Here is a 23974-nt window from a genome sequence, read left to right as displayed (position 1 = left end):
TACAAATATCTAGGTATTCGCAAGATTTGAATTGATATTAAGTAGCCATCATGAACTCCCTACACCAGAACACATGAAAAAGTCTTTCCCTTACACCCTTATACCCTTACACACGCGAGTTGCTACAAGTCGGCAAAGCCGCCCAACGCACTCGCTCCCCTACACCCCTTTTTCAAGTCAGAACGACTTGAAAAAACCAAACTATGTAAAGTAATGCCAAAAAATTGCATTTAGTTCGTAGTAAGGACTTTAGTCCTTATTTATGAGAGGACTAAAGTCCTTACTACAAACCTTTAATTATTTACACCGTTCTACTTAGACGTAATTTGTATTTTTTAATCCTCCAACTCAGGACAGATGTAGAAGTTTACGAAATATTTCACGATCAATCACATCATTGAAAAGTTGATTTGATCATGAACGGAAAATTAATTTTTCTCGCGTCTACTATGGGATTAGGTGTATTGATGGCAGCTTGTGAGCCAGCTACACCACCCCCAACAACTGCACCCCCACCTGTGACTCCATCACCTGTAGTTCCACCGGAAACTGTTCCACCGACTACCCCAACTCCTGCCGTTCCCTAGAACATAAACTTGGGGTTGGTGTTGCTCAGGGCAGACTTTAGTGTGTATGATTATAGGCGATCGCTTCCATCGGAATTACCAAATCTGGAATTTTTTTTTGATCTAAGGGTATTTCAATCCAAAACTCGCATCCTTTGCCCAATTCCGACTCACAACGCAATATTCCAGAGTGTTTTTCCACAATAATTTGGTAACTAATTGACAAGCCTAACCCTGTTCCTTGCCCTACAGGTTTAGTGGTAAAAAATGGGTCAAATAGTTTTTGTTTAACTTTCTCAGTCATCCCAGGGCCATTGTCGGCAATTCTCACAACTACACGATTATTCTGAGTCAGATGGGTGCTAATTTTAATATGACTGGGATTATTTTCAATTTCCTGTGGTGTCCGCTCGGCATTGTAACTATTGATGGCATCAATAGCATTATTAATAATATTTAAAAACACTTGATTTAATTGTCCTGCATGGCACTCTACCAGAGGTAGATCACCATACTCTTTAATAATGTCAATTTTGGGATTTTCTGGTTTAGCCTTGAATCGATTTTGCAAAATCAACAGTGTACTTTCAATACCTTCATGAATATTTACCGCTTTCATCTCAGCTTCATCAAGACGGGAAAAATTGCGTAAAGATAAAACTATTTGCTGAATACGCTGAGATCCCATTGTCATTGAATCGAGAATTTTTGGTAGGTCTTCTTGGATAAATGCCAAATCCATGTTATCGATCTTAGCTTGAATCTTTTTACTAGGATTGGTCAACTCTTGTTGATATAAACTAACTAATTCTAGTAGTTCTTGGGTGTAGTCATTAGCATAAGTTATATTCCCATAAATAAAATTTACGGGATTATTAATTTCATGGGCTACCCCAGCTACCAACTGACCCAAGCTAGACATTTTTTCAGTTTGTATCAGTTGTGCTTGGGTACTTTGTAATTCTTGCAATGCTCGTTGGAGTTCTAATTCTGCTTGTTTACGTTCAGTAATTTCTAACTCCAAACGTTGATTCATGTGAGTTAATTCTGTATTTTTGATTAGCGTTTCATGAGACTTAGCTAATTTAATAGCCATGTGGTTAAATGCCGTTGCTAAGTCTTCAATTTCATCCCCGGTGGGAATATTTAACCGATACTCAAAATTACCTGTAGCAATTTCTGATGTCCCCGTTTGTAATTTCTGTAAAGATTTAATTGTTGGTCGCCAAATTAACATAAATTCGCCAACTAGTAGCATTAAAATCACAGCTACAACCACAAAAGAAATAATTCTTTGTACCTGATGGAGATTTTCTAAATCTTTTGCTACTAATTCCCTCTCCTTATCAGTCATTTCAATTAGTTGGTCAAGAAATAATTTAATATCTCTGCTAAAAGAATTAATGGAGCGAAAATACAGTTGTTGATCTGCTACATTAGCTACACCAGAATTTTGCTCAATTAATTGCACTGCCATCCGCCGCAGGAACTGGTGACGACGGCGAATTACAGAAATTTCTTCCATATCTGGCATTAAGCGTTCTAAGTCATTTAAAGACTTAATAAACGCCGCATGGGATTTTTCAATTTCTGCGTTTTGATTCTGGAATAAAACAAAATCTTTGAGAATAATAACTTCCGATTTTAAAGCGTTGTCTGCTTCTAAAGTTGCTTTGATAGTTTCCGCAGTATCATAGCTTTTATCCCGTACAGTCTGCTTAATCTGCTGTACCACTACCGTATTACCAATGAGGATAGCTACTACAAGTCCAACAGATACAGCAGAACTAGTCAATAGCTTTGTAGAGATTTTCATTTTTACGGGAGAGATATTAAGTTCAATTTTTCGCGGAGTTGTTGAATTGGGTCGTAGTCAGAAGCAATTACAAGAGTATATCCATCTAACTCACTACCTCCAATAGCACCAACACCTTCGGGAAGACTCAGAAAAGCGCGTTGCAGTTTTTGAATTAAGTCAGGGGATAATTCCTCTGATATGACTATGGGAAAATTGGGTACGGGAGCAGATTCCCAAATTATTTTGGTATTTTTTGATGTGAGTTTACCATTTTTTGGTGGATTAGTATAGGCAGTAATATTGGTAGCTACAGCATCAACTATGCCATCTTCTAATGCTGTCATACTTTGAGTATGGTTGCCCAAATAGATAACTTGAGTAAAATCTTGATAAGGATTATTAATTTTTTGTTGTTTTAAATCAGCTAACGGTGCAATATATCCGAAGGTAGATATCTGATCAACAAAAGCAATAGTTTTACCTTTGAGGTCTTCTAAGGTTTTAATTTTGCTATTGTTCTTAACAATCAGACACAATCGATACCAAGGTTGACCTGTCCTGCTGTCAATAGGAGCTACCAAGGGTTTGATTTTCGCGCCTTTTTCTACAGCCTCTAGGTAAGTAACAGATCCCAAGTAGGCCATATCTATTTTATTTTCCACTAGCCACTGTACAACTTGTTTATTGTCCTCGGCAATCTGGAAATCAACCCCCCGCTCTAGATATTTTTCTAAATAATTATCTAGAGGTTTTAGGGCTTGTTCTTGGTCTGTTTGATTTTCGGTAGGCATTAACCCAATTTTGAGATTGGGTATTTTTTCATTTATAGGGGTTTCGTAGGCTGTACCCTGTCTTTCCCTTGTGCGCCTAGAGACTCTAATGGGTGATGGCGATGAGGTTTGATTGAGAGTGTGCTGACTATATTGGGATGAGTTTTCAGTACAACCTATACTCAGTATTGATGCGATCGCACTGACAATTAATATCTTGCCACTAAATACAGATCGTTTGCTTGCAAGCCACTGCACGGCTTTTGTCATAGAATTTTGACTCTGGTAATCAATAGTTTCAGCTAATACTAAAATCTAATTTTGATCTATAATCAGCTAACTCAAATCATTTTGGGACATTCTAGAAAATCAATTATCCCATTTAACCAGATAATATTTTTCTTTCTCCCCTGTGTACCCATTAGGGGTGTAGGGGTGTAGGGGTGTAGGGGTGTATCAATCAAAATTCAAGAGTTTTTCTACCTCTGCTCCCTTGTCTCCCTTGTCTCCCTTGTCTGCCTTGTCTCCCTTGTCTCCCCTGCCCCCTGCCCCCTGCCCCCTGCCCCCTGCTGTGGTTATTTAACTAACAAACGTTAAAAAACCTGCCAACCTTATACTGAAGATTAGCAGGATTAGGGATTTTATTAATCGGAGCGGCGGGATTCGAACCCACGACCTCCACTACCCCAAAGTGGCGCGCTACCAAGCTGCGCTACGCCCCGGTCACGATTTACTATATTAGCGCAAAACTAAAGTAAAATCAAGGGTCAACTTCAAAAAACTTTCAACATTCCAGCAGCTTGCAACAATCCAGGTACAGCCGGGGCTGTCCATTTACCTTCAGCACAACGTCCTGAGTTCAGGATGAAGCGCAAGCTGTATTCATGGGGATAGCCTTCTACCTCCATCCATAATAAATCGCTTTCAGCTTCACAGGCTATTTTTTCTTCATCCATCAATTCGGCGGTGAGTTGTTTCATCGTGTCGGCTAGCTTTGCTAACAGGCGGCAAAAATCATCTAACTCGGCGGCGGTTAATTCAATTGCCCAATCTTCAGTACCTACTAACCCTTGAAATTCCCTAGCGTTGGGATGCCAACCGATGCGCCAACCATTACCGCTTTTAATTAAACGTTCCATAGTCTTAATTCGTATTACGAATTATTTTCATTGGGGGTTTAAACAGTGTTCAAAAACCTGTTTAAATTTACTCAAAATCCTCTATAATTTAGAATAAGCGAGAACCAAGCTAAAAAAAATTAAGGCTTGAGAACCTGTACAAAACTTTTAAGAGTAGCCAACCTGTAGCAAGGTAACTGAGAAAACCCAGAGGTTTTAAATGGCTGAAAATAAGGGAGTAAAGTAGCGAAGTTTCTCAATCAAAAACTGAAAAATAGGGTGAGTTATACCCGATTTTAAGCCTGTGGACTGGATAATGCCGACATTACCAGAGTTAAGCAGGAAGCTAACGCCTTAAGTCTTGAAATAGATTTGAGCAAGTTTAGTTTAACGGTTAAATATATCTGTGAGGACTTGTACTAGGGCATCTCTTTGGTGGCGTGTGAGGTTTTGAATGGCAGTGCGATCGCCATCTAAGGGGTTCTTTCTCAAGGTATTATGACCAGGGTAAGTATTTTCATACATGATTTCATTTGCATCTAAGTAATCAGCCAAGGTTAGTTTCCAATCAAGGCGATAATTAGGGGCGCGTTGTTTAATATAAACGTGATATCTAATGAGGCGACTGGCTAGGGTGCTATTTTCGGCTACTTTCCCAGATTCTCTGCTAATATATTGATTTTCCTTGGGGAAATCAGGCAATTTTTCATATACTAACTGCCACACATCACTAGGACTAATTCGTTGTGCTTGTGCTGGTAGTAATGTCAATTCAGTTGTTACAGAAGTTAATACAATGACAGAAAAAATCGCAGTGGCGATCGCCGTTAATATAATCTGAGCAGGGGCAATAAAATTTAGCTTTTTCATTACTCGTTCATTAGGACTTACGCAACTGCCATATTTTTATGTAGGGGAGGCAAAAAGCGGTGTGGATTTTCCTCCCCACCGAACTTCATATCGGCGGAAGCCGCCGCTCTGAGTTCTCGCTTTATTGCCGTTGTGTGACGCTCTAAAAGTATTTGAACATAGTCGTGAGACTTATAGCCTCACGCACCAACCATCAATTGTGACACTTGCGTAAGTCCCGTTTATCTTCTGAGGTGAAAACACAAAGCAACAACTTTTAAATCGTTCAACTCAGCCAGCATTAATTTCAGAGTTCGCCAATGATTTCTGGTTGTGTGAGTTCATCAGACATTTCAATAATTGCCCTTAGCACGGGTTTCATCATAGCATCTTCAGCACTTTCAAATTCTTCATAACGTCGCCGCTTGGCACGATTTGCCACTTGAACCGTAATGCGGTAGCGGTTGGAAGCTGCACTAATTAGATCCTCGGCACGGTGCATAATCTGAGACTGGGTTGTCTCGAACTTAGAACGCTTGAGCATAGTAATTGGTTCTTGGGGACATACCTAGTTTAGCAGCACCAAACAAGATAATCGATTGATTTGAGTCTGTAACTGTTCACGAAGTTTGTTTGTCCGTTCATACAATCCCCTACGTGCTTTCCTAGAATCATGATCAATTTCTGATGTTGGCTGTAGTGTGTCTACAGGCTGAATAAAATAACGTAAGTCAGTTCTCATCGCCCAAACACCCATTGAAGGAAACAGAATTAACATCAACATCAAAGGCGAGACAGGGAGAAATGGTAATTTCAAGAGGCTTTGTAATTTTTTCAAATTAATAGTCCAAGGGTGTAAAAATTCGTTCCCTATGCAAACCACTGGCAGAATCGGAATATGATAGCGATCGCTCAACTGTAAAAAACTCACATCAAACTTTTGCAATTGATAGCGTTTCCCCCAACCTTTCAACGGGCCGCGTAAACCCTCCGGCGCATATAACAAAGTTTTACCTTCAGAAATAGCCTGCTCAAAATCACTCAACTCTGCACGCACAGCACCCAAAACCTGCGACCATTTTGGAGGTAGCCACCACACCATCCAAGGATGTTCAAATAATGATACTCCCGCCAAAGGTTGCACTGTCCAACCCTGTTTTTCCCCTAATAAATAACCCAAACTAATAAAGTCCCAAGGAAAACACATCCCTGCATGGTTCATGGCTACAATTAACGAACCCGTCGAGGGTAAATTCTCTACTTGGTGCAATTCCCCACGAAAATAATATTTCACAATAAAAGCTAAAATTTCTTCACGAAAAGCCTGTTGATAGTCAGGATTAAATTCTACAATTTCTGTTCTAGGAGAACGACAACCTAAACGCAACCATCGCATCAAAAACGCCAGATAAAATCCCCCAGGAATTAAAAATAGTAAATATTCTAGCCAACGCCAACCGTCGGGATCAGGGTGATAATGTTGCCAATGACGGTTAAATAAAATTAGCCAACCGGGAGGATACCACAAACAAAACCAGTCAAACCAGTTAAATTGATATGGTTGCTGAGTTGTAGTTACTGAAGAATGTATCAGACTTTCAGAATGTTGATGAATCACAACTACTGAGTTAATTAAGATATCAATTATATTTGACTGCTATCTTAGCCTGATAAATTTATCATGTGTATCCAACTACGGGCGTAAAAAATACTACATCAATATCACAGAGTTACGATCAACAAAATCCCTCAAACGAGCTAGCTTAGATATAAGTTTCTGTGAGTGGCAATGATGTTATTAGAACTCAAGCGCATCTATATTCCACCTGGACAAAAAGTAGTGTTACGAGATGTAACTTGGCAAGAATTAGAAACTTTTCACGTTATGTGGAAAAGCTAAGGTGAAACCTAACCCCCTAACCTAGGCTGTTGACTTTGTCGGTTTTAAGGCAGAATTAGTTCATACAATAATTGTGTCGGAAAAATCCAGCAAAGTCAAAGTCTATGCAAGAGTTTAAAAGCCCAGTGAGTAGATTAGCGAGATTGTTCAAGAAAGGTAGAGAAAACTGGAAAGAGAAGGCGGTCGTAAAACAGAAGCAAATCAGAGCTTTAGAAATAAAAGTGAGAGACTTAACGGATTCGAGAGAGAAGTGGAAAAAGCGTGCGATGGCGGCAGAAGCAAGGTTAAAAAAACTGAAGTTGGAGGAGGAGAGCGAAAAAAAGCAGAAATCGAAAACCAATCAGCCGACATAGAATCGGAGATGGGTGAAACAGACTTAAAGATTAAGGGTCACTATTATGATGTAAAAACAATTCAGCAAGCGATACATTTGTTAATCAACAGTGGGATTAGTTTTAGAGGTGTAGAGAAAGTTTTTGAATTATTTAATGATTGTGAATCACAGGCAACTCCTAGCTTTAGCTGTATTAGAAAATGGTTAGGAAGAATAGCAATATATGAGTTAAAAAGAGAAAAAGAGTATCGCAGGGATTGGATTTACATTGTGGATTTTACTTTAGCATTGGGAAAACATAAAGCTTTAGTTGTGCTAGGGGTGTCACAGGAATACTTATTATCAAATGTAATTGAGGAAAAGAGGGGATTATCACATAAAGACGTAGAAATACTAGCAATAGAAATAATGGAGTCTACCAAAGGAGAAATCATAGAAAAGCAATTAGATAAAATTAGCCAAAGGGTGGGAGTACCAAGACAAATCGTTGCAGATAATAGTAGTGACCTAGCGCGTGGAATCAAGCTATATCAAGAAAATAATCCAGAGGTAATTTATACGCATGATGTGACTCACGCAATGGCATTACTATTAAAATATCAATTAGAATCAGATAAGAGATATCAATCATTTATCCAAAAGTGTAGCATATGTAGGCAGCAATTACAGCAAACAGAATTATCTTTTTTAGCTCCGCCATCACAGCGTTCTCAATGTCGTTATTTTAATATTGAAAGGCTAACTAATTGGGGAATTAAGTTATTAAACTCATCAGTGGAAACTCTAATTAGCCTGATTCCAGATATTGCCCCCACAGTGATTTATCAAAAAGTCAGAGATAAGTTGGGGTGGTTAAATGATTATCAATCAGATTTAATTAAATGGAATCAAATGGTATTGCTAACACGCCGTATCGAAACTGAGCTTAAACAATCAGGAATCAATCATGATTCTCTTGTGCATTTCGCAAATAATCAAGATAATTATGATGATAATTGTCTCCAGAAGCTTCAGCAAGATATTTTGGGTTATCTAGCTGTTCAATGTAACAAAATCAAGCATGAAGGTACTTTTTTGGCTACTTCTGATGTTATTGAATCACTCTTTGGAAAATACAAGCAATTTTCTGCTCGCTGTCCATTTAAAGAAATCAGTCAAATGCTACTAACCATATGTCTATCGACTATGGATTTAACAACTACTGTTGTTAAAAATGCACTTTTAAATATTAGCTTTGCTGATGTTGAAGCATGGTTTCTTCAGGTTTTTGGTCAGTCTTCGCTCTCGAAACGAAAAATATTATTTTCTCCTGATTACGAAGACACAGAAACTGCATGAACTTTTACCCCTAAAAAAAGTACAGAGTCAACAGCCTACCCCTAACCCCCAGTAGGGAAGGGGGAAAATGTAGAGACGTTTCATGAAACGTCTCTACAGTTGTAGGGGAGAGGTACTCTACGAGAAGAGCTTCGCTCTATGGAGAGGGGTTTTCGAGATGCCGTAAAAAGTCGGTGTTGACTCACGGAAACCCAACACCAAGGTTAATATTGTATGTCTAAAATTGGTAAATTAAAATGACAGCTATAGTTACAGAAAATAGCACATTAGAAGAATTTTTGAAACTTCCATACATAGATGAGTCACCAGCATGGGAATATATTAACGGACAGGCAATTCAAAAAACTATGCCAGGTGGAAAACATAGCCTTTTACAAAAACGTTTAGTGGGAGCAATCGATACAGCAGGAAGTAATTACGAAGCTTTTCCCGAATTGCGTTGTACGTTCGGTAATCGTTCCATAGTTGCTGATATTTCAGTGGTTGCTAGTAACCAAATTCCATTAGATGAAAATGGCGATATTACTAGCACGGGTATTAATTTCGCACCAGCTTGGATAATCGAAATTCTCTCACCTGACCAAAGTCAGACTAGAGTAACAGGTAATATTCTCCACTGTATGAGAAATGGTACTCAACTAGGATGGTTAATAGATCCCTATGAACGCTCAGTAATAGTTTATCGGTTAGATTGCCTCCCCGATATATTATCAGGAGCAGATGTATTACCCGTCCTAGAAGGTATGAATTTAGAGCTGACTGTTAATGATATCTTTGCTTGGTTGCAAAGAGTTAGCTAAGAGATAAAATTAACTTCACAACTCTTTCTTTGACTTCATCTCGCACACGGCGAAATGTGTCTATAGATTCTCCTTCAGGATCATCTAATTGCCAATCTTCAAAGACTTCTCTTAATACCCAAGGTTCTGGTAAATTCACACCACAACCACATAAAGAAATCACCGCATCGTAATCTTCTGGATTAAAATCATTTAATGCTTTGGAAGTTTGATTACTAATATCAATGCCAATTTCTGACATGACTTGCACAGTGATGGGATCTACTTCACTGGAAGCCAAACCAGAGCTAGATACTTCTACTTTACCTGCACCTAAAACTTTAGTAAATCCTTCAGCCATTTGGGAACGGCGAGAATTTTTCTTGCAGACAAACATGATTTTTTTCATTGTTTTTGATTGATGAATTAATTAGCTTTGATTTCCAATGCACTGTTTGCTATTTGAATAGTTGCTTTTGCAGCTTTTTCTTTACGTTCGCTGTAGCGGTCTGTGAGATAATCAACTTTATCCCGCAACAGGAGGGTAAATTTATACATTTCTTCCATGACATCAACCACGCGATCGCGGTATGATGAATCCTTCATTGTGCCGTCTTCGTTAAACTCCTGATAAGCTTTCGCTACAGAAGATTGATTGGGAATTGTAAACATTCGCATCCATCTACCCAAAATCCGCATCGTATTCACAGCATTAAATGACTGTGAACCACCACTAACTTGCATAACAGCTAAAGTTCTCCCTTGAGTGGGTCTAACTGCACCTAAACTTAAAGGTATCCAGTCAATTTGGTTTTTCAAAATGCCAGTAATATTACCGTGCATCTCAGGCGAAGACCACACTTGACCCTCAGACCACATACTTAATTCCCGTAATTCTTGTACTTTGGGATGAGTATCTGGCACACTGGCATAAATGGGTAATTCACGGGGGTCAAAAAACCGCACTTCCGCACCAAATTCTGTAATAATCCTGGCGGCTTCTTCTGCTAGCAAGCGACTATAAGAACGCTCTCGCAAAGAACCATATAAAAATAATATTCTGGGAGGATGATCGAAAGATTTCATTCTTTTTATTAGGCACAACAAGATTTAGTAACTAATCATTAAGTAGAACAACCTGAAAAACTCAACTATTTAATGCAGAAATACAACGATTCAGTTCGTAGTAAGGACTTTAGTCCTTATTTGAGAACTAAAGTTCTCACTACAAACCTTTAATTATTTACCCCGTTCTATTTAGAACCAAACGCACTAATACAACGTGGATCTCGTAATGTCGCTTTTTCTGGTTCTCTAGGAAACCAAGGTGCTGTCCGTTTGCAAAATTCAACTAACATCAACATCACAGGTACTTCGATTAAAACACCGACAACTGTAGCTAGTGCTGCACCGGAATTTAAACCAAATAACATGACAGCCGTAGCAATAGCAACTTCAAAATGATTGCTAGCTCCAATTAATGCTGCTGGTGCGGCATCTTCATAGCTGAGATTCAGCTTTAACGCTATGACATAACTAATTAAGAAAATAAAATTAGTTTGAATAAATAGCGGTACAGCAATTAATAAAATATGCAAGGGATTACTAACTATTAATTCTCCCTTAAATGCAAACAATAAAACCAACGTAATTAACAGAGCAGAAATCGCAATAGGACTGAGATATTTTAAAAACTTGCGCTCAAACCATTCCTTACCTTTGTATTTAAAAATCCAATAACGGCTGTACATTCCTGCTATTAATGGTAAGCCAACATAAATCAGCACTGACAACACAATTGTTTGCCAAGGTACTGTTAAATCATTGGCTGCGAGTAACCATCTTCCCAAAGGTGCGTACAAAAATAGCATTGCTAGAGAGTTAACGGCTACCATCACCAAGGTATGTCCTTGATTACCGTAGGATAAATAACCCCACATCAACACCATTGCTGTACAAGGGGCAATTCCTAGTAAAATTGTACCAGCGATGTAAGAATTTGCGATCGCAACTTCACTACCACGAATTAATTCTGTACCTGCAATTAACGGACGAAACAACCAACCCAAGAAAAATTGGGCAAATACTACCATTGTGAATGGTTTAATTAACCAGTTCACCACCAAAGTTAAAATTACAGGTTTTGGCGCACGCATAGCATTTACAGCTTGCGTAAAATCAATTTTTACCATGATGGGGTACATCATGAAAAACAGACACACGGCGATAGGTATTGAGACTTGATAAATACTCATCGCATCGAGCGTCACGGCTATTCCTGGAAATAATCTTCCTAGTGCAATTCCCACGAAGATGCACAAAAATACCCAAATAGTTAGGTACTTTTCAAAAAAACTTAAGTTGCTTCCAGCCTTGACTGGTGCTGTACTAGCTTGAGGATTATTCCTATTCATCCAAATTTCCTTCTAATGTCGGCAGTTATACCAATTCAAAATTCACTCATTAAGAAAACGAGAGTTCACATCAGTTTCAGCGTTGGCATCTGTTACTGAATCTTGAATAATTAGTATTAGTAGCAAACAAAATTTTAAAATTGTTTTTGTTTGCGTAAAAGTTGCCCAATCGTTAAATCTAGCTGTGCTTTACCATTGAAAACTGTACCGACTTTGCCTTGATTTAAATGCACATAATCAATGTGATAGGCTTCATTTGGTAAAGGTACATAACCTACAGCAGCAGCAGTTTTAGGTGCTTGTTTAATGTAGAAATCCACAAACTGATAAACTGTACTTTTATGTTGTGCTGACCAAGGATTGACATAGATAAATAAAGGTCGAGAAAGCGGTTGATATTGTGATTTTTCTACCGTTTCTCGTGAGGGTAGAATTGCACCTTTACCACTATCCACTGATAGCACTTTTAGCTTATTTTTATGCTCTTCATAGTAGGCATAGCCAAAATAACCCAAAGCATTTGGATCTTTGACAATTCCGTCTACCAAAACCTCATCGTCTTCACTAGCTGTATAGTCGTTGCGGCTAGCTTTGGCTTTACCTGTAACGGCTTCTGTGAAATAGTCAAATGTTCCAGACTGTTTACCCGCACCATATAAATTCAGTGGACGGTCTGGCCAAGTTGCGCGGACTTGATTCCAACGGGTGATTTTACCTTCTGCTTCAGGTTGCCAAATCTTTCTCAATTCAGCAATTGTAATGTCTTTTGCCCAATCATTCTGGGGATGAACCACAACAGTTAAGGCATCAAAAGCAATGGGTAATTCTATATACCTGATGCTATTTTTATTACATAGTGCCATCTCGGACTGGGAAATTGGTCGAGAGGCATTATTAATATCTGTTTTACCAGTACAGAATTTTTCAAATCCGCCGCCTGTACCGGAAAAATTTACTTGGATTTGTGTATTGTTTTTAGAGTAGGCTTGATACTCTTTAGCGATCGCCTGGGTAATCGGATACACCGTACTCGAACCATCAACGGTAACTTTTGCCACCTGTTCAGAATTAGTGACTTCAGTGACTCTAGGAGATTGTTGAGTTTGAGTTGATGAATTGGATGTGGCTGTACAACTGCTTGCTACAGCTAATATCCCAAATGCGAGAGCCAATTTTGTTGCTACTGCGTTCATTGACCTCACCTGTATGGGTGATCTGAAATGTATATTTATATCATTTCAAAAAAAATTGATATGTCAATTACACAGGAGGCTATATACACAAAAATTCATCAAAAAAAGTTGATGTATCAGGAAATGTTATCACAGCAACGTGCAGATAATATTTGTCCCAAGCGGTGGAAATCTGCTAAATACTGCTCTAAGACAGCAAATTGAGGTAAATTGAGGCTGTAATAAATCCAACGCCCTTGTTGACGAGAGTTAACTAAACCAGCTTCTTTAAGAGTCTTCAAATGAAAAGATAATTTAGACTGACTTACCCCCAAGGTTTCACACAAGTCACAGACGCACAATTCACGCTGACGTAGCAATTCTATGACATTAATTCTAATAGGGTCAGAAAGTGCGTGAAAACCAGTAACAATTAAGTGAGGGGTGGAAGCAGTAGGGGTTTGCATTAAATTAACCTTGGTTCAGCAACGGTGTAAATCTTGCTATATTCAAGCATTTTGACTCAGCAATCTAGTGGACTGTTTCAGCTAAACTAGTGTATTAAATTTAGATAAAAAAACACAGATGTACGCAGATAAACGCCGATGAAACGAATTTTTTATTGCAACATTTTTTTATTCTACACAGTCCAGTAGTTTATCTTAAACCTTGTTCATGCAATAATTGATCTGCCCAAATCGTGTCTGCTCCTGACAATGGTGGAACTGGTTCTTGAGTATAATCGACAATCAAATCATAATCATAAATATCATATACCTGAGTGAACAAAGTCTGTAAATCTATCACAGGTTCATTGTCACCAGAACGCAAAGGTAGGGGAAAAGCAGGAATAACATCTGGTAAGTTAAAAGCATATAAATCAGCCAGGGGACGACGATTTCCCCGACAGACTAAAATCCGGTAATCACTTTCAATATCATCACCAAACATCAGCATGGGTTTGCCTTTGCGTAATAAATCAATTTCTATTAAATTAGTATGACTGCCTAAGACTTGTTCCCGTTTTCTTTGATAAACTTTTCTGCCTTTACCTGGACGTTTATTAGTAGGAGAAAGAATTTCTATCGTAGTAATTAATTCTTCCGTCCCTACTTCTTTTACTTGTAAATATCCCTCTTTAATAGTGAGAGGTATTGGTACTCTCACTTTAATAGGTTTAGGTGTTGGTGTGGCAACAGCTACATTTATATTGTTGGTATCATTGATGTTTTGACGAGTTTTCACCATGACATCAGGAACACCAACAACTACGGAACTATCATCTGTAGTTTCGTACATTCGCACTTCAACGGCGACACGATATTTAGGACGCAGTTGAGGAGATAAAAACCTAGCAATTTCAGTAATTAACAGGTGATGTAATCCAGGAAACAAATCCGGGTGTTCTAAATATGGGTTCATTCCTGGAAATACCGAAGGCATGATTTATACTCCTAACTCTGAGCCTGCAATAACAACTTCGGGTTGATAGCGAATCCCAGCTTTTTCAATGCGATGTAAGGCTTCACCCAGGCGATCGCAATCTGCAATCAAGCTAATACGCACATAGCCTTCCCCAGCCACACCGAAAGCATTACCAGGGGTGACAACAACGCCTGTCTGCTGCAACAAGTTCAAAGCAAAATCCGTTGAACCCATACCCACAGGACATTTCACCCATAAGTACATTGTAGCTTTGGTTTTGGGGATATCCCAACCCAGCTTTCCGAAGCCTTCAATCAAGAAATCTCGGCGGGTGCGGTAGCGTTGCTGTACTTCGTGTAGGTAAATATCAGGCAATTGTAAGGCGGTTTCGGCGGCTGTTTGCAAGGCGGCGAAAATCCCATAATCCAAGTTGGTTTTTAATGTCCGCAAACCTTGAATTACATGGCGATTCCCTACCACAAAACCCACACGCCAACCAGCCATATTATAGGTTTTAGATAAGGTGTGGAACTCTACGCCAATATCTTTTGCCCCAGGAATTTCTAATAAGCTAGTGGGTTGATAACCATCAAAAGCTAACTCGGCGTAACATAAATCATGCACTAAGAGAATTTCGTATTTCTTGGCAAACGCCACGATTTCCTCGAAAAATTCACGGGGTGCGGTGGCGGCTGTGGGGTTGCTGGGATAGTTGAAGTAAAGTATTTTGGCTTTTCTTGCCACTTCTTCGGGAATGGCGGTTAAATCAATTAACCAATCATTCTCAGGCTTTAAAATCAAGCTGTGGACTTTACCACCGGCAATCACAGGCCCCCGAAAATGGGCAGGATAGGCGGGGGAGGGAACTAATACCACATCCCCAGGATTAATATAGGCGATCGCTAAATGGGATAATCCTTCCTTAGAACCTAACAATGGCAAAGCTTCACTATCAGGATCTAGCATCACCCCATAGCGACGCTTATACCAAGTCGTAATGGCACGGCGGAAGTTAGCAGTCCCCTCAAAAGGGGGATAACCGTGATTGGCGGGATCTTGTAAAGCCTTCATTGCTGCTTCTACCACTGGCTGTGGTGTCGCGCCATCGGGATTCCCCATTCCCAAATCAATTAAATCAATGCCTTGTTCTCTAGCCTTAGCTTTTAACTCATCAAGACGGGCAAATACATAAGGTGGTAGTTGCTTTATCCGATCTGCTGGCGTAATCCAATCGAAACTCATTCCTCAACCTCGTCAACCCCTGGTGGTAATTCAAAATTCAAAATTGTAATTTGTAGTTCTGCGTGTTGCTTGCCAGAAAGTATTATGAATTAGTCATGATTTCATCACTTGTTTCCCTGGTGGAGACACGATTAACTAAGTCTCTACTATCTGTTGGTGCAGTGGTAGAAACCATCGCCGCCATTAACTGTTCTAATGCAACCTTAAATGGGAGTCGATGAATATCAGATTCAGGTGCTAATGCGACTTCGGCGGCTGTTTGCAATTCGCCGAGGGTAATATTTCCCAAACCTAAATCTGCTAATTTTTGTGGCAGTCCAATCTCTGCGTAAAACTTCAATAATTGTTGTCTGGATGAGGCTGCTAGTTGATTGCCTTGTACCATTTCTTCTAAACGCAGCTGCACTAAAATTCCGAAGGCGACTTTTTCCCCGTGGATGCTGCTGTGTCCGGCAATGTGTGTTAAACCATTATGCACAGCATGGGCGGCGACAGTGCGACATTGCGCCCCACCCAAGCCACCAATTACCCCAGCTAGTAAGACGGTAGCGTCTACAACTTCTTGCCATACCTGACTCCCTGGATTTTCCAAGGCGGCGGCTGATTTTTGGAATAAGATATCGCGTAAGACTCGCGCCTGTTGGACTGCGGCGATAATTAAAGTCTGTTCTAAATGCCCACTGCTAACGGATGCTTCATACCATTTAGCGATCGCATCCCCAATTCCTGCTACTAATGTATGTGGTGGTGCAGTTTTCACTAAATCGTAGTCAAGGATAACTAAATCAGGACAGCGAGACAAAGCTACATCATACAAAAATGCCCCCGACTCAGAATAGACATTCGATAAAGCCGTCCAAGCTGCACAGGTAGCCGCCGAGGTGGGGATAGTGGCGATGGGTAACTGTAATTGATGGGCAACTAATTTGGCTGTATCTAAAGCCTTACCGCCACCCACACCGATAACCACATCAGCTTTATGTTCTTTGGCTGTTTTTCTCAGTGACTTTAAGCTAGTTTCAGCACAATCTGCACCATAGGCAGCAGAGGTGACATGAAGATTGTGCTGTTCTAAAATTGGCAGTAAATTGGCGTTAGCGATCGCAATGGTGCTGTTGCCTGCCACAATTAAAGGACGACTGCCTAACTTGGCAATTTCTAAAGCTGCGGCAGACAATATATTTGACCCACGCATCACTTTGGCAGGGGCTACTGCTAGCGTGAGTAGAGAATTAGAACTTGAAGTAGACAAGGCTGGAGTAGATAAATTAGACATATACTCTAGTTTGCCAAAAACCTTGATGTTTCTTCATAAAATTTACTTTATAGCCATTGCTCATAGCTCTAGAAGTGATTCGGGGCTACAACCCATTGACTATAAATTCCGAACTATCAAAGTTTTGAATAACTATATAGTTCATTAAACATACCACTGTCAGAATACTCAGGGAAAGTAAGTATCAGAGTGTCTAACGGACGTGATACAGTTTTACCCGTATTTATCACCCGTAGATAAAGTTATTCAATTTGGGTAGATCATATCTTAATCTAAAATTAACAAATATTGTATAGCTAAATACAAAAAAATTATCTTCTTTGGATTTGTTGGCAATTAGGTTGATCAAAAATTACCCAGTTAGTAGGGTGCGTCAGTGCTATAAACCCGAAATATACCGATAAATATTTATACTGAAGCAGTCTACTGGCTCGTATTTGATTTCTGTTGGCGTAGCCTGCGCTAGCACATAAAAACTCAGTACACTTTTATTCCTTCTTACCCCAACCCTGTTCCCTGACTACGCAAATGATTTCATGAATCAAAGCGGATTCCTATATCCTATATATCGGATTTGCTTGAGTTCTTCTATCGTATAAAGATTTGTAAAAAGGTGATTTTCCACGAAGTCTTGATGTTTCTCGGTTTCCGAGTCTTATACTCAATTAATAGGCACTCTCACAGCAGAGATATCCTGTTGACCAAAAATTAGTTAAATTAAAGACAATTCCTCATGCCAGCGAGAGACATCTATCACAACACAGTAAAAAATGCACTTATAAAAGATGGCTGGAAAATTGTCCATGATCCTTTGCGGATTCGTTTGGCAAGGGGTAAAAACTTATTTGTTGATTTAGGGGCAGAAAGATTATTAGCAGCAGAAAGAGGAACGGAAAAAATAGCTGTTGAAGTGAAAAGCTTTACTCGTCCATCTGATATGAAAGACCTCGAAGAAGCAGTGGGTCAATTTGTTTTATATACACATTTATTGCTGCGCTATTATCCTGAATATAAATTATTTCTGGCTGTCAGTGAAAACACTTGTAAAACAGTTTTTGAAGAAGAAGCTGGTCAAACTTTAATTGAAGATGGCATTATTCGCTTATTTAGCTTTGACCCGAATCAGGAGGTAATTGTGAGATGGATTCCTTAAGTAATCAGTATCGTCAAATCATCATCAAAATTCTGCAAGATTATGCTGATTTTCTTGATAATGAACAACAAGTGCAGGTTGAATTAGTGTTAGATGAAAAACGCGATCGCTATTTGCTTGTTGAAGTAGGTTGGGAAAACGGTTATCGGATTTATGGAACATTATTACACATTGATATAATTGCAGGGAAACTTTGGATTCAACATGATGGCACAGAAGATGGTATTGCTAATGAATTAGTTGCTGCGGGAATACCAAAATCACAGATTGTTTTAGCGTTCAAATCACCAGAAATTAGACAATATACACAATTCGCAGTTTCTTAATTTGATGTTGTAAATACAAAAAATCATTTTCTCTGGATATGTTGGCAATTATTAGGTTGATCAAAAATTCCCCAGAAATATGGAAAATCAAACCGAGTATATTACCGCCTTGATCAATTTACATCGTGGACTTGAACGCCAAGGGCCGGGTGATGCAGATTTCTCACGCCAAATATTACGTAATCTGCCTGCTTTACCAGCAAAACCACGCATTGCTGATCTTGGGTGCGGAAGCGGTGCGGGTACATTGCTACTGGCGCAATACTATCAATGTAACGTTATGGCGGTGGATTTCTCCTCTGTTTTTATTGAGGAACTCAAAATCCGCGCCCAACAGGCTGGAATTGAGCATCTGATTACCCCAATTCATGGGGACATGGGTAAACTTGATTGGCCAGATGCTTCAGTGGATTTACTTTGGTCTGAAGGTGCTGCATATAACCTGGGATTTGAACAGGCTCTGAAACTCTGGCGACCATTGTTAGCAAATAACGGTATTGCGGTAGTCTCAGAGATCAGTTGGTTTAGTGATCAAGTACCTGAAAGTGCGATCGCATATTGGAACACAGCTTATCCGATGATGGGTAGTGAGGCGGAAAATATTCATCGGGCTACAAAAGCAGGTTTCAGCGTCCTTTCTACTCAAAGATTACCTAGTAGTGCTTGGTGGACTAATTACTACGAACCACTGCGCCAGCGCATACAGGAAATGGCAATTACCCCAATTAATCAATCTGTGATTCGTGAAACCGAAGAAGAGATGGCATTATTTAAGAAATTCAGCAATTTTTACGGTTATACGTTTTATATTATGCAGGTGAGCTAGGCTAAAAATATCTAATATTGCTTTTTCTTGAGATTTTGTAACTTCTATTACCGAGATTCTGGAAAAATCAAGGGCAGGCTTGTATTTAGTGGCTAATAGTAAATAGTGTCTCAGCTGCGGTTTGTGGGTGACTCATTCCAGATATGCACACACCAACCAGAGGCTGAGATTGAACTGCATACCAGGAGATTAAATTATGGTTCAGGTTCGCTATGGTGGCCAGAACGGGCAACAGTATGAACTTGTGATTAGCGATAATCACATTGTAGTTCGTACCGAAACCCGTAATGTGCTTGTGGGAGATAGACCCTTTGAAGTGGCATCTGTCTCACCACAAGCTCGTCATATTCTCGACCAATTTCAGGTAACGGCACGATTTCGCCCAGCAGGTGTAGAAGTTCTGGAAGTAAAAGCACCCCATCAAGATGGAGGTTTACGTGACCAAGCTAGGGAAATTTTAAATCAAGAAGGTGACATCCAATTTGCTGGCAGGGTATTGGTTGATCCTCAATCCCAGCAACCAGTAGTTTACACCGAAAACTTATTTGTTAAGTTCCATAATCAAATCGAAGCTAATACCTGTGAGGACGTTTTGCGGCGTTATGATTTAACCATCAAACGTCAACTTAATTATGCTCGCAATGCCTATTTTGTCAGTGCGCCTGCAAATACTGGTTTAGCGGTTTTTGACTTAGCTGAAAGACTACTGAATGAGGAATCAGTAGAGCTTTGCCATCCTGAGTTAGTCCGAGAATTTCGGCAACGTCAAGTTTTCCCCCAGCAGTGGCATCTCAAGGAAACCACAATTAATGGTAAGGTGATTAATGCTCATGCCAATGTGGAAGCAGCTTGGAAGTTAAGCGAAGGTGCGGGGACAACTATTGCAATTATTGATGATGGTGTTGATATTGACCATGAGGAGTTCCGTTCCTCTGGTAAAATTGTCGCTCCACGAGATGTAACTAGAAGAACTGATAACCCCCGCCCAGGAAATTCAGATCATCACGGTACAGCCTGCGCCGGAGTCGCCTGTGGCAATGGTAACTTCGGTGCATCCGGTGTAGCACCAAAAGCCAAACTCATGCCGATTCGATTTGTGTCGGCGTTGGGTTCACAAGAAGAAGCAGACGCTTTTGTCTGGGCAGCCCAAAATGGTGCAGATGTCATTTCTTGTAGCTGGGGGCCACCGGATGGAATTTGGTGGGAACCTAACCACCCAGGTCATCAGCAAAAAGTGCCTTTACCTGATTCTACACGGTTGGCGATGGAATACGCTTTTAATCAAGGGCGTAATGGTAAAGGATGCGTGATTTTATTTGCAGCCGGGAATGGCAATGAGAGCGTCGATAATGACGGTTACGCCAGCTACCCGAAAGTAATTGCTGTGGCTGCTTGTAACGACTTCGGGACAAGAAGTGCTTATAGTGACTTTGGCAATGCTGTGTGGTGCGCTTTCCCAAGTAATCATGGCTACAGTTCTCAAACCCCCGGCATTTGGACAAGCGATCGCACCGGGTTAGTAGGGTACAATTCAGGTAATCTCAGACTGGGCGACCAACTAGGCAACTATACTAATAGTTTTGGTGGCACTTCCAGCGCGTGTCCTGGGGTAGCTGGTGTAGCAGCTTTGATTATTTCCCGTAATCCTAATTTACGTTGGGATGAGGTCAAAGATATCATTAAACGCTCCTGCGATCGCATTGACGAAGCTAACGGCAATTATAATGCTGATGGACGTAGCCCCTTTTATGGTTATGGTCGGGTGAATGCCCTCAAAGCCGTAGAATTAGCATCACCCCCCCAACCTGAACCGGTAAGTATTTTTAAAGCCGTGCAGGATGTCCCGATTAAAGATTTGCAGACATCTACATTGAGTTTAGCGATCGCTAACACCAAGACAATTAAATCTATCAAAGTTGAGGTAGATATTGAACATACCTACATTAGCGACTTAATCGTAAATCTCATTCCTCCCGCAGAATTAGGTGTGTTACCGATAGTTCTCCATAATCGTCAAGGCGGCTCTACAGACAACATCAAAACCACCTACGATGAAGTCAATACCCCTGAATTAGCTACCCTCAAAGGTAAAATTCCCCAAGGAAGTTGGACATTGGAAGTCACAGATAAAGCCAGAGTCGATATAGGCAAAATTCGCAGTTTGACTATTCAAATTGGGTTTGCAGGTTAATACCTGGGTTAAAAACCGGGTTTCTTGCAAATCCCTCAGCTTAGAAACCTTAATCTTTCGTTCAGAAACCCGGTTTTTTAGGGCTTTCTTGAATCCCTCAGCTTAGAAACCTTAATCTTTCGTTTAGAAACCCGGTTTTTTAGGGGTTTCTTGCAAATCCCTCAGCTTAGAAAGAAAGCCGGTTTTTTAGGGCTTATTGAGAATGGTGCAAGATAGAAGTTATCAAAAGTAAAAACTCACCCCTACTGAGTTGAGGGGTGAGTAGTTTAAGAAAATATTCCGTTGCGATTAGCCCAACAATTTTTTAGCTGTAGCTAACACATTATCAACACTAAAGCCAAATTTCTCTAAACAAATGCCGCCAGGAGCGGAAGCACCAAAACGGTCAATTGTCACAGTATCGCCTTCAGTACCAATGTACTTGTGCCAACCGAAGCTACTAGCAGCTTCCACAGCTAAACGCTTAGTTACAGCTTTAGGTAGAACTGACTCTTTGTAAGCTGCATCTTGGGCTTCAAATAAATCCCAAGCAGGTAAAGAAACAACACGGACTTTCTTACCTTCGGCTGTGAGTTTTTCAGCAGCAGTTACACACAGGTTCAATTCTGAACCAGTACCAATCAAAATTAAATCTGGTGTGCCATTGCAATCTACTACAACATATCCACCTTTAGCTACACCTTCCATAGATGTACCTGCCAAGTTGGGGACGTTTTGACGAGTGAAGGCTAACAAAGTAGGATCATTTTGTTTTGCTCTTTCAATCGCTACTTTATAAGCCCCAGATGTTTCGTTGCCATCAGCAGGACGAATCACTGTCAAGTTAGGAATAGCGCGCAGAGAAGCTAAGGTTTCGATGGGTTGGTGGGTGGGGCCGTCTTCACCTTGACCGATGGAGTCGTGAGTCATTACCCAAATCGAACCAGCTAAAGACAAGGCGGATAAGCGAATAGCAGCCCGCATATAGTCGGTGAAGATCAGGAAGGTAGCACCGTAGGGAATTAAACCTGAACTATGTAACGCTATACCGTTACAGATTGCACCCATCGCGTGTTCCCGCACACCAAAGTGGATGTTGGGGTTTTGGTATTGTCCTTTTTGGAAGTCGCCTTTACCCTTGATTTCGGTCAAGTTAGAGTGGGTTAAGTCAGCCGAACCACCAATGAGTTCAGGAACAACCGCCGCCAATTTGTTCAGGCAGGTTTCGGAGTGCTTCCGGGTGGGAATGCCTTTATCTTCAGGGGTGTAGGTGGGTAATACTTTATCCCAACCGTCAGCGAGTTTACCACTGAGGTAACGCTCAAATTCAGCCGCTTCTTGGGGATATTTAGCTTTGTAGTCAGCAAAGGCTTTGTTCCAATCAGTTTCGTAGCCTGCGCCGCGTTCTACAGCTTTGCGGGTGTGGTCGAGGACATCTTGAGGAATGACGAATGGCTCATGTTCCCAACCCAAATTTTTCCGGGTTAATGCTACTTCGTCTCCACCCAAAGCTGCACCGTGAATACCAGCAGTGTTAGATTTGTTGGGAGAACCGTAACCGATAATAGTTGTCACCTTAATCATGGTGGGTTTATCGGTGACAGCTTTTGCTTCTTCGATAGCTTTAGCGATCGCCTCTAAATCGGTGTTACCGTCTTTAACGTGGAGGACGTGCCAGCCGTAAGCTTCAAAGCGTTTAGAAACATCCTCAGTAAAGGCAACGTCTGTAGAACCATCAATAGAGATATGGTTGTCGTCATACAGGGCGATAAGTTTACCTAAGCCCAAGTGACCAGCCAAAGAAGCAGCTTCACCGGAAACGCCTTCCATGTTACAACCATCACCTAAAATTACGTAGGTGTAATGGTCAACAATTTTAGCATCGGGTTTGTTGAATTTAGCAGCTAAATGAGCTTCAGCGATCGCTAAACCCACACCATTGGCAATACCTTGACCGAGGGGGCCTGTAGTTACTTCTACCCCTGGAGTGACGAAGTTTTCGGGGTGTCCTGGGGTTTTAGATTCCCATTGACGGAACTGCTTGATATCTTCAATAGATACGCTGTCAAAGCCTGTCAGATACAGTAGAGCATACTGCAACATTGAACCATGACCGGCAGACAAAACAAAGCGATCGCGGTTAAACCATTTGGGGTTTTTGGGGTTATACCGCATAAAGCGATCCCAGAGTACGAAAGCCATCGGAGCTGCGCCCATCGGCAGTCCTGGGTGTCCCGATTTTGCCTTTTCTATAGCATCAACAGCTAAGAAACGAATCGAATTAATACAAAGTTCTTCGAGGGTTTGGGTTGCAACAGCCATAATTTCTTATTTTTAACGACGGGTTAGTACTCTTGGAGCTACTCTTACGGGGGTGGTTTTTAACAGTTATCAGTTATCAATGATCAGTTATCAGCAGTAAATTTTATGTTGATAACTGTTGAGTGTTAACTGATAGAAGTTCCCCTACAGTATCATCATCCCATTCCCAATTGTGCATGGACAAGCGGGATATCCT

At 40.5% G+C, this 23974-nt stretch carries 22 protein-coding genes and 1 tRNA gene; 7 read left to right on the top strand and 16 right to left on the bottom strand.

Annotation, left to right across the window (positions count from 1 at the left end):
• Positions 1-416: 416 nt before the first annotated feature.
• The gene (locus ACPZ3T_RS18115; protein ID WP_490270857.1) at positions 417-587 is read left to right on the top strand and encodes a beta-Ig-H3/fasciclin; all 171 of its coding nucleotides are present in this window, start codon (positions 417-419) and stop codon (positions 585-587) included.
• A gap of 37 nt (positions 588-624) precedes the next feature.
• Here the strand turns inward: ACPZ3T_RS18115 and ACPZ3T_RS18110 are convergent, their stop codons facing one another.
• The 7 genes from ACPZ3T_RS18110 to ACPZ3T_RS18080 all read right to left on the bottom strand — a co-directional run bounded on the left by ACPZ3T_RS18110 (position 625) and on the right by ACPZ3T_RS18080 (position 6719).
• On the bottom strand, positions 625-2382 hold the full coding sequence (locus tag ACPZ3T_RS18110) for a sensor histidine kinase (protein ID WP_490270856.1): 1758 nt from the start codon (positions 2380-2382) through the stop codon (positions 625-627).
• Between the two features lie 2 nt (positions 2383-2384).
• Positions 2385-3404, bottom strand: coding sequence for a phosphate/phosphite/phosphonate ABC transporter substrate-binding protein (gene phnD / locus ACPZ3T_RS18105; protein WP_490270855.1), 1020 nt, complete (start codon positions 3402-3404; stop codon positions 2385-2387).
• A gap of 378 nt (positions 3405-3782) precedes the next feature.
• A tRNA-Pro gene (locus ACPZ3T_RS18100) sits at positions 3783-3856 on the bottom strand.
• 51 nt (positions 3857-3907) lie between these two features.
• On the bottom strand, positions 3908-4273 hold the full coding sequence (locus ACPZ3T_RS18095; RefSeq protein WP_490270854.1) for a DUF1818 family protein: 366 nt from the start codon (positions 4271-4273) through the stop codon (positions 3908-3910).
• A gap of 366 nt (positions 4274-4639) precedes the next feature.
• Complete coding sequence (locus ACPZ3T_RS18090) at positions 4640-5122, bottom strand: hypothetical protein (protein ID WP_490270853.1); 483 nt, start codon at positions 5120-5122, stop codon at positions 4640-4642.
• Positions 5123-5408: 286 nt separating this feature from the next.
• A complete protein-coding gene (locus ACPZ3T_RS18085) occupies positions 5409-5645 on the bottom strand; it encodes a DNA-directed RNA polymerase subunit omega (protein ID WP_015140372.1) in 237 nt (78 codons plus the stop codon).
• 24 nt (positions 5646-5669) lie between these two features.
• The gene (locus tag ACPZ3T_RS18080; RefSeq protein WP_490270852.1) at positions 5670-6719 is read right to left on the bottom strand and encodes a 1-acyl-sn-glycerol-3-phosphate acyltransferase; all 1050 of its coding nucleotides are present in this window, start codon (positions 6717-6719) and stop codon (positions 5670-5672) included.
• Between the two features lie 532 nt (positions 6720-7251).
• Here ACPZ3T_RS18080 and ACPZ3T_RS18075 point away from each other — a divergent pair.
• Positions 7252-8673: a hypothetical protein gene (locus tag ACPZ3T_RS18075; protein WP_490270384.1), complete on the top strand. Its 1422-nt coding sequence runs from the start codon at positions 7252-7254 to the stop codon at positions 8671-8673.
• Positions 8674-8909: 236 nt separating this feature from the next.
• A complete protein-coding gene (locus ACPZ3T_RS18070; protein WP_490270851.1) occupies positions 8910-9473 on the top strand; it encodes a Uma2 family endonuclease in 564 nt (187 codons plus the stop codon).
• Here ACPZ3T_RS18070 and arsC read toward each other — a convergent pair.
• From arsC to ACPZ3T_RS18030, 8 genes are all read right to left on the bottom strand, one after another.
• Complete coding sequence (gene arsC, locus ACPZ3T_RS18065) at positions 9466-9861, bottom strand: arsenate reductase, glutathione/glutaredoxin type (protein ID WP_490270850.1); 396 nt, start codon at positions 9859-9861, stop codon at positions 9466-9468. The two genes, ACPZ3T_RS18070 and arsC, sit on opposite strands and share 8 nt — an antisense overlap.
• Before the next feature lie 17 nt (positions 9862-9878).
• Positions 9879-10538, bottom strand: a complete 660-nt coding sequence (gene arsH, locus ACPZ3T_RS18060) for an arsenical resistance protein ArsH (RefSeq protein WP_490270849.1) — start codon at positions 10536-10538, stop codon at positions 9879-9881.
• Positions 10539-10705: 167 nt separating this feature from the next.
• Positions 10706-11866 (bottom strand): ACR3 family arsenite efflux transporter, encoded by a 1161-nt coding sequence (gene arsB, locus ACPZ3T_RS18055; RefSeq protein ID WP_490270848.1) that lies wholly within the window; start codon positions 11864-11866, stop codon positions 10706-10708.
• A 134-nt stretch (positions 11867-12000) separates the two neighbouring features.
• The gene (locus ACPZ3T_RS18050) at positions 12001-13059 is read right to left on the bottom strand and encodes a PstS family phosphate ABC transporter substrate-binding protein (RefSeq protein WP_490270847.1); all 1059 of its coding nucleotides are present in this window, start codon (positions 13057-13059) and stop codon (positions 12001-12003) included.
• Positions 13060-13175: 116 nt separating this feature from the next.
• Positions 13176-13505, bottom strand: coding sequence for an ArsR/SmtB family transcription factor (locus ACPZ3T_RS18045; protein WP_490270846.1), 330 nt, complete (start codon positions 13503-13505; stop codon positions 13176-13178).
• 190 nt (positions 13506-13695) lie between these two features.
• Complete coding sequence (locus ACPZ3T_RS18040; protein WP_490270845.1) at positions 13696-14481, bottom strand: DUF4058 family protein; 786 nt, start codon at positions 14479-14481, stop codon at positions 13696-13698.
• A 3-nt stretch (positions 14482-14484) separates the two neighbouring features.
• Positions 14485-15705, bottom strand: coding sequence for an aspartate aminotransferase (locus tag ACPZ3T_RS18035; protein WP_490270844.1), 1221 nt, complete (start codon positions 15703-15705; stop codon positions 14485-14487).
• 82 nt (positions 15706-15787) lie between these two features.
• Positions 15788-16981 (bottom strand): iron-containing alcohol dehydrogenase family protein, encoded by a 1194-nt coding sequence (locus ACPZ3T_RS18030; RefSeq protein WP_490270843.1) that lies wholly within the window; start codon positions 16979-16981, stop codon positions 15788-15790.
• Between the two features lie 733 nt (positions 16982-17714).
• Here ACPZ3T_RS18030 and ACPZ3T_RS18025 point away from each other — a divergent pair.
• The 4 genes from ACPZ3T_RS18025 to ACPZ3T_RS18010 all read left to right on the top strand — a co-directional run bounded on the left by ACPZ3T_RS18025 (position 17715) and on the right by ACPZ3T_RS18010 (position 21477).
• Positions 17715-18134 (top strand): XisH family protein, encoded by a 420-nt coding sequence (locus ACPZ3T_RS18025; protein ID WP_490270842.1) that lies wholly within the window; start codon positions 17715-17717, stop codon positions 18132-18134.
• Positions 18122-18460: a XisI protein gene (locus ACPZ3T_RS18020; RefSeq protein ID WP_490270841.1), complete on the top strand. Its 339-nt coding sequence runs from the start codon at positions 18122-18124 to the stop codon at positions 18458-18460. Before ACPZ3T_RS18025 ends, ACPZ3T_RS18020 begins: the two co-directional genes overlap by 13 nt.
• Positions 18461-18539: 79 nt before the next feature.
• Positions 18540-19286, top strand: a complete 747-nt coding sequence (locus ACPZ3T_RS18015) for a class I SAM-dependent methyltransferase (protein WP_490270840.1) — start codon at positions 18540-18542, stop codon at positions 19284-19286.
• Positions 19287-19482: 196 nt separating this feature from the next.
• Positions 19483-21477, top strand: a complete 1995-nt coding sequence (locus ACPZ3T_RS18010) for a S8 family serine peptidase (protein WP_490270839.1) — start codon at positions 19483-19485, stop codon at positions 21475-21477.
• A 288-nt stretch (positions 21478-21765) separates the two neighbouring features.
• Here ACPZ3T_RS18010 and tkt read toward each other — a convergent pair whose 3' ends face one another.
• Positions 21766-23778 (bottom strand): transketolase, encoded by a 2013-nt coding sequence (gene tkt / locus ACPZ3T_RS18005; RefSeq protein WP_490270838.1) that lies wholly within the window; start codon positions 23776-23778, stop codon positions 21766-21768.
• Positions 23779-23974 lie beyond the last annotated feature (196 nt).

It is taken from the genome of Aliinostoc maniaoense (genome assembly GCF_058172895.1).
This window is presented reverse-complemented; position numbering and strand designations above follow the sequence as displayed.

Coding starts and splice junctions, on each gene's coding strand:
- ACPZ3T_RS18115 (WP_490270857.1), top strand. CDS start 417: ATGAACGGAAAATTAATTTTTCTCGCGTCTACTATGGGATTAGGTGTA.
- ACPZ3T_RS18110 (WP_490270856.1), bottom strand. CDS start 2,382: ATGAAAATCTCTACAAAGCTATTGACTAGTTCTGCTGTATCTGTTGGA.
- phnD (WP_490270855.1), bottom strand. CDS start 3,404: ATGACAAAAGCCGTGCAGTGGCTTGCAAGCAAACGATCTGTATTTAGT.
- ACPZ3T_RS18095 (WP_490270854.1), bottom strand. CDS start 4,273: ATGGAACGTTTAATTAAAAGCGGTAATGGTTGGCGCATCGGTTGGCAT.
- ACPZ3T_RS18090 (WP_490270853.1), bottom strand. CDS start 5,122: ATGAAAAAGCTAAATTTTATTGCCCCTGCTCAGATTATATTAACGGCG.
- ACPZ3T_RS18085 (WP_015140372.1), bottom strand. CDS start 5,645: ATGCTCAAGCGTTCTAAGTTCGAGACAACCCAGTCTCAGATTATGCAC.
- ACPZ3T_RS18070 (WP_490270851.1), top strand. CDS start 8,910: ATGACAGCTATAGTTACAGAAAATAGCACATTAGAAGAATTTTTGAAA.
- arsC (WP_490270850.1), bottom strand. CDS start 9,861: ATGAAAAAAATCATGTTTGTCTGCAAGAAAAATTCTCGCCGTTCCCAA.
- arsH (WP_490270849.1), bottom strand. CDS start 10,538: ATGAAATCTTTCGATCATCCTCCCAGAATATTATTTTTATATGGTTCT.
- arsB (WP_490270848.1), bottom strand. CDS start 11,866: ATGAATAGGAATAATCCTCAAGCTAGTACAGCACCAGTCAAGGCTGGA.
- ACPZ3T_RS18050 (WP_490270847.1), bottom strand. CDS start 13,059: ATGAACGCAGTAGCAACAAAATTGGCTCTCGCATTTGGGATATTAGCT.
- ACPZ3T_RS18045 (WP_490270846.1), bottom strand. CDS start 13,505: ATGCAAACCCCTACTGCTTCCACCCCTCACTTAATTGTTACTGGTTTT.
- ACPZ3T_RS18040 (WP_490270845.1), bottom strand. CDS start 14,481: ATGCCTTCGGTATTTCCAGGAATGAACCCATATTTAGAACACCCGGAT.
- ACPZ3T_RS18035 (WP_490270844.1), bottom strand. CDS start 15,705: ATGAGTTTCGATTGGATTACGCCAGCAGATCGGATAAAGCAACTACCA.
- ACPZ3T_RS18030 (WP_490270843.1), bottom strand. CDS start 16,981: ATGTCTAATTTATCTACTCCAGCCTTGTCTACTTCAAGTTCTAATTCT.
- ACPZ3T_RS18025 (WP_490270842.1), top strand. CDS start 17,715: ATGCCAGCGAGAGACATCTATCACAACACAGTAAAAAATGCACTTATA.
- ACPZ3T_RS18020 (WP_490270841.1), top strand. CDS start 18,122: ATGGATTCCTTAAGTAATCAGTATCGTCAAATCATCATCAAAATTCTG.
- ACPZ3T_RS18015 (WP_490270840.1), top strand. CDS start 18,540: ATGGAAAATCAAACCGAGTATATTACCGCCTTGATCAATTTACATCGT.
- ACPZ3T_RS18010 (WP_490270839.1), top strand. CDS start 19,483: ATGGTTCAGGTTCGCTATGGTGGCCAGAACGGGCAACAGTATGAACTT.
- tkt (WP_490270838.1), bottom strand. CDS start 23,778: ATGGCTGTTGCAACCCAAACCCTCGAAGAACTTTGTATTAATTCGATT.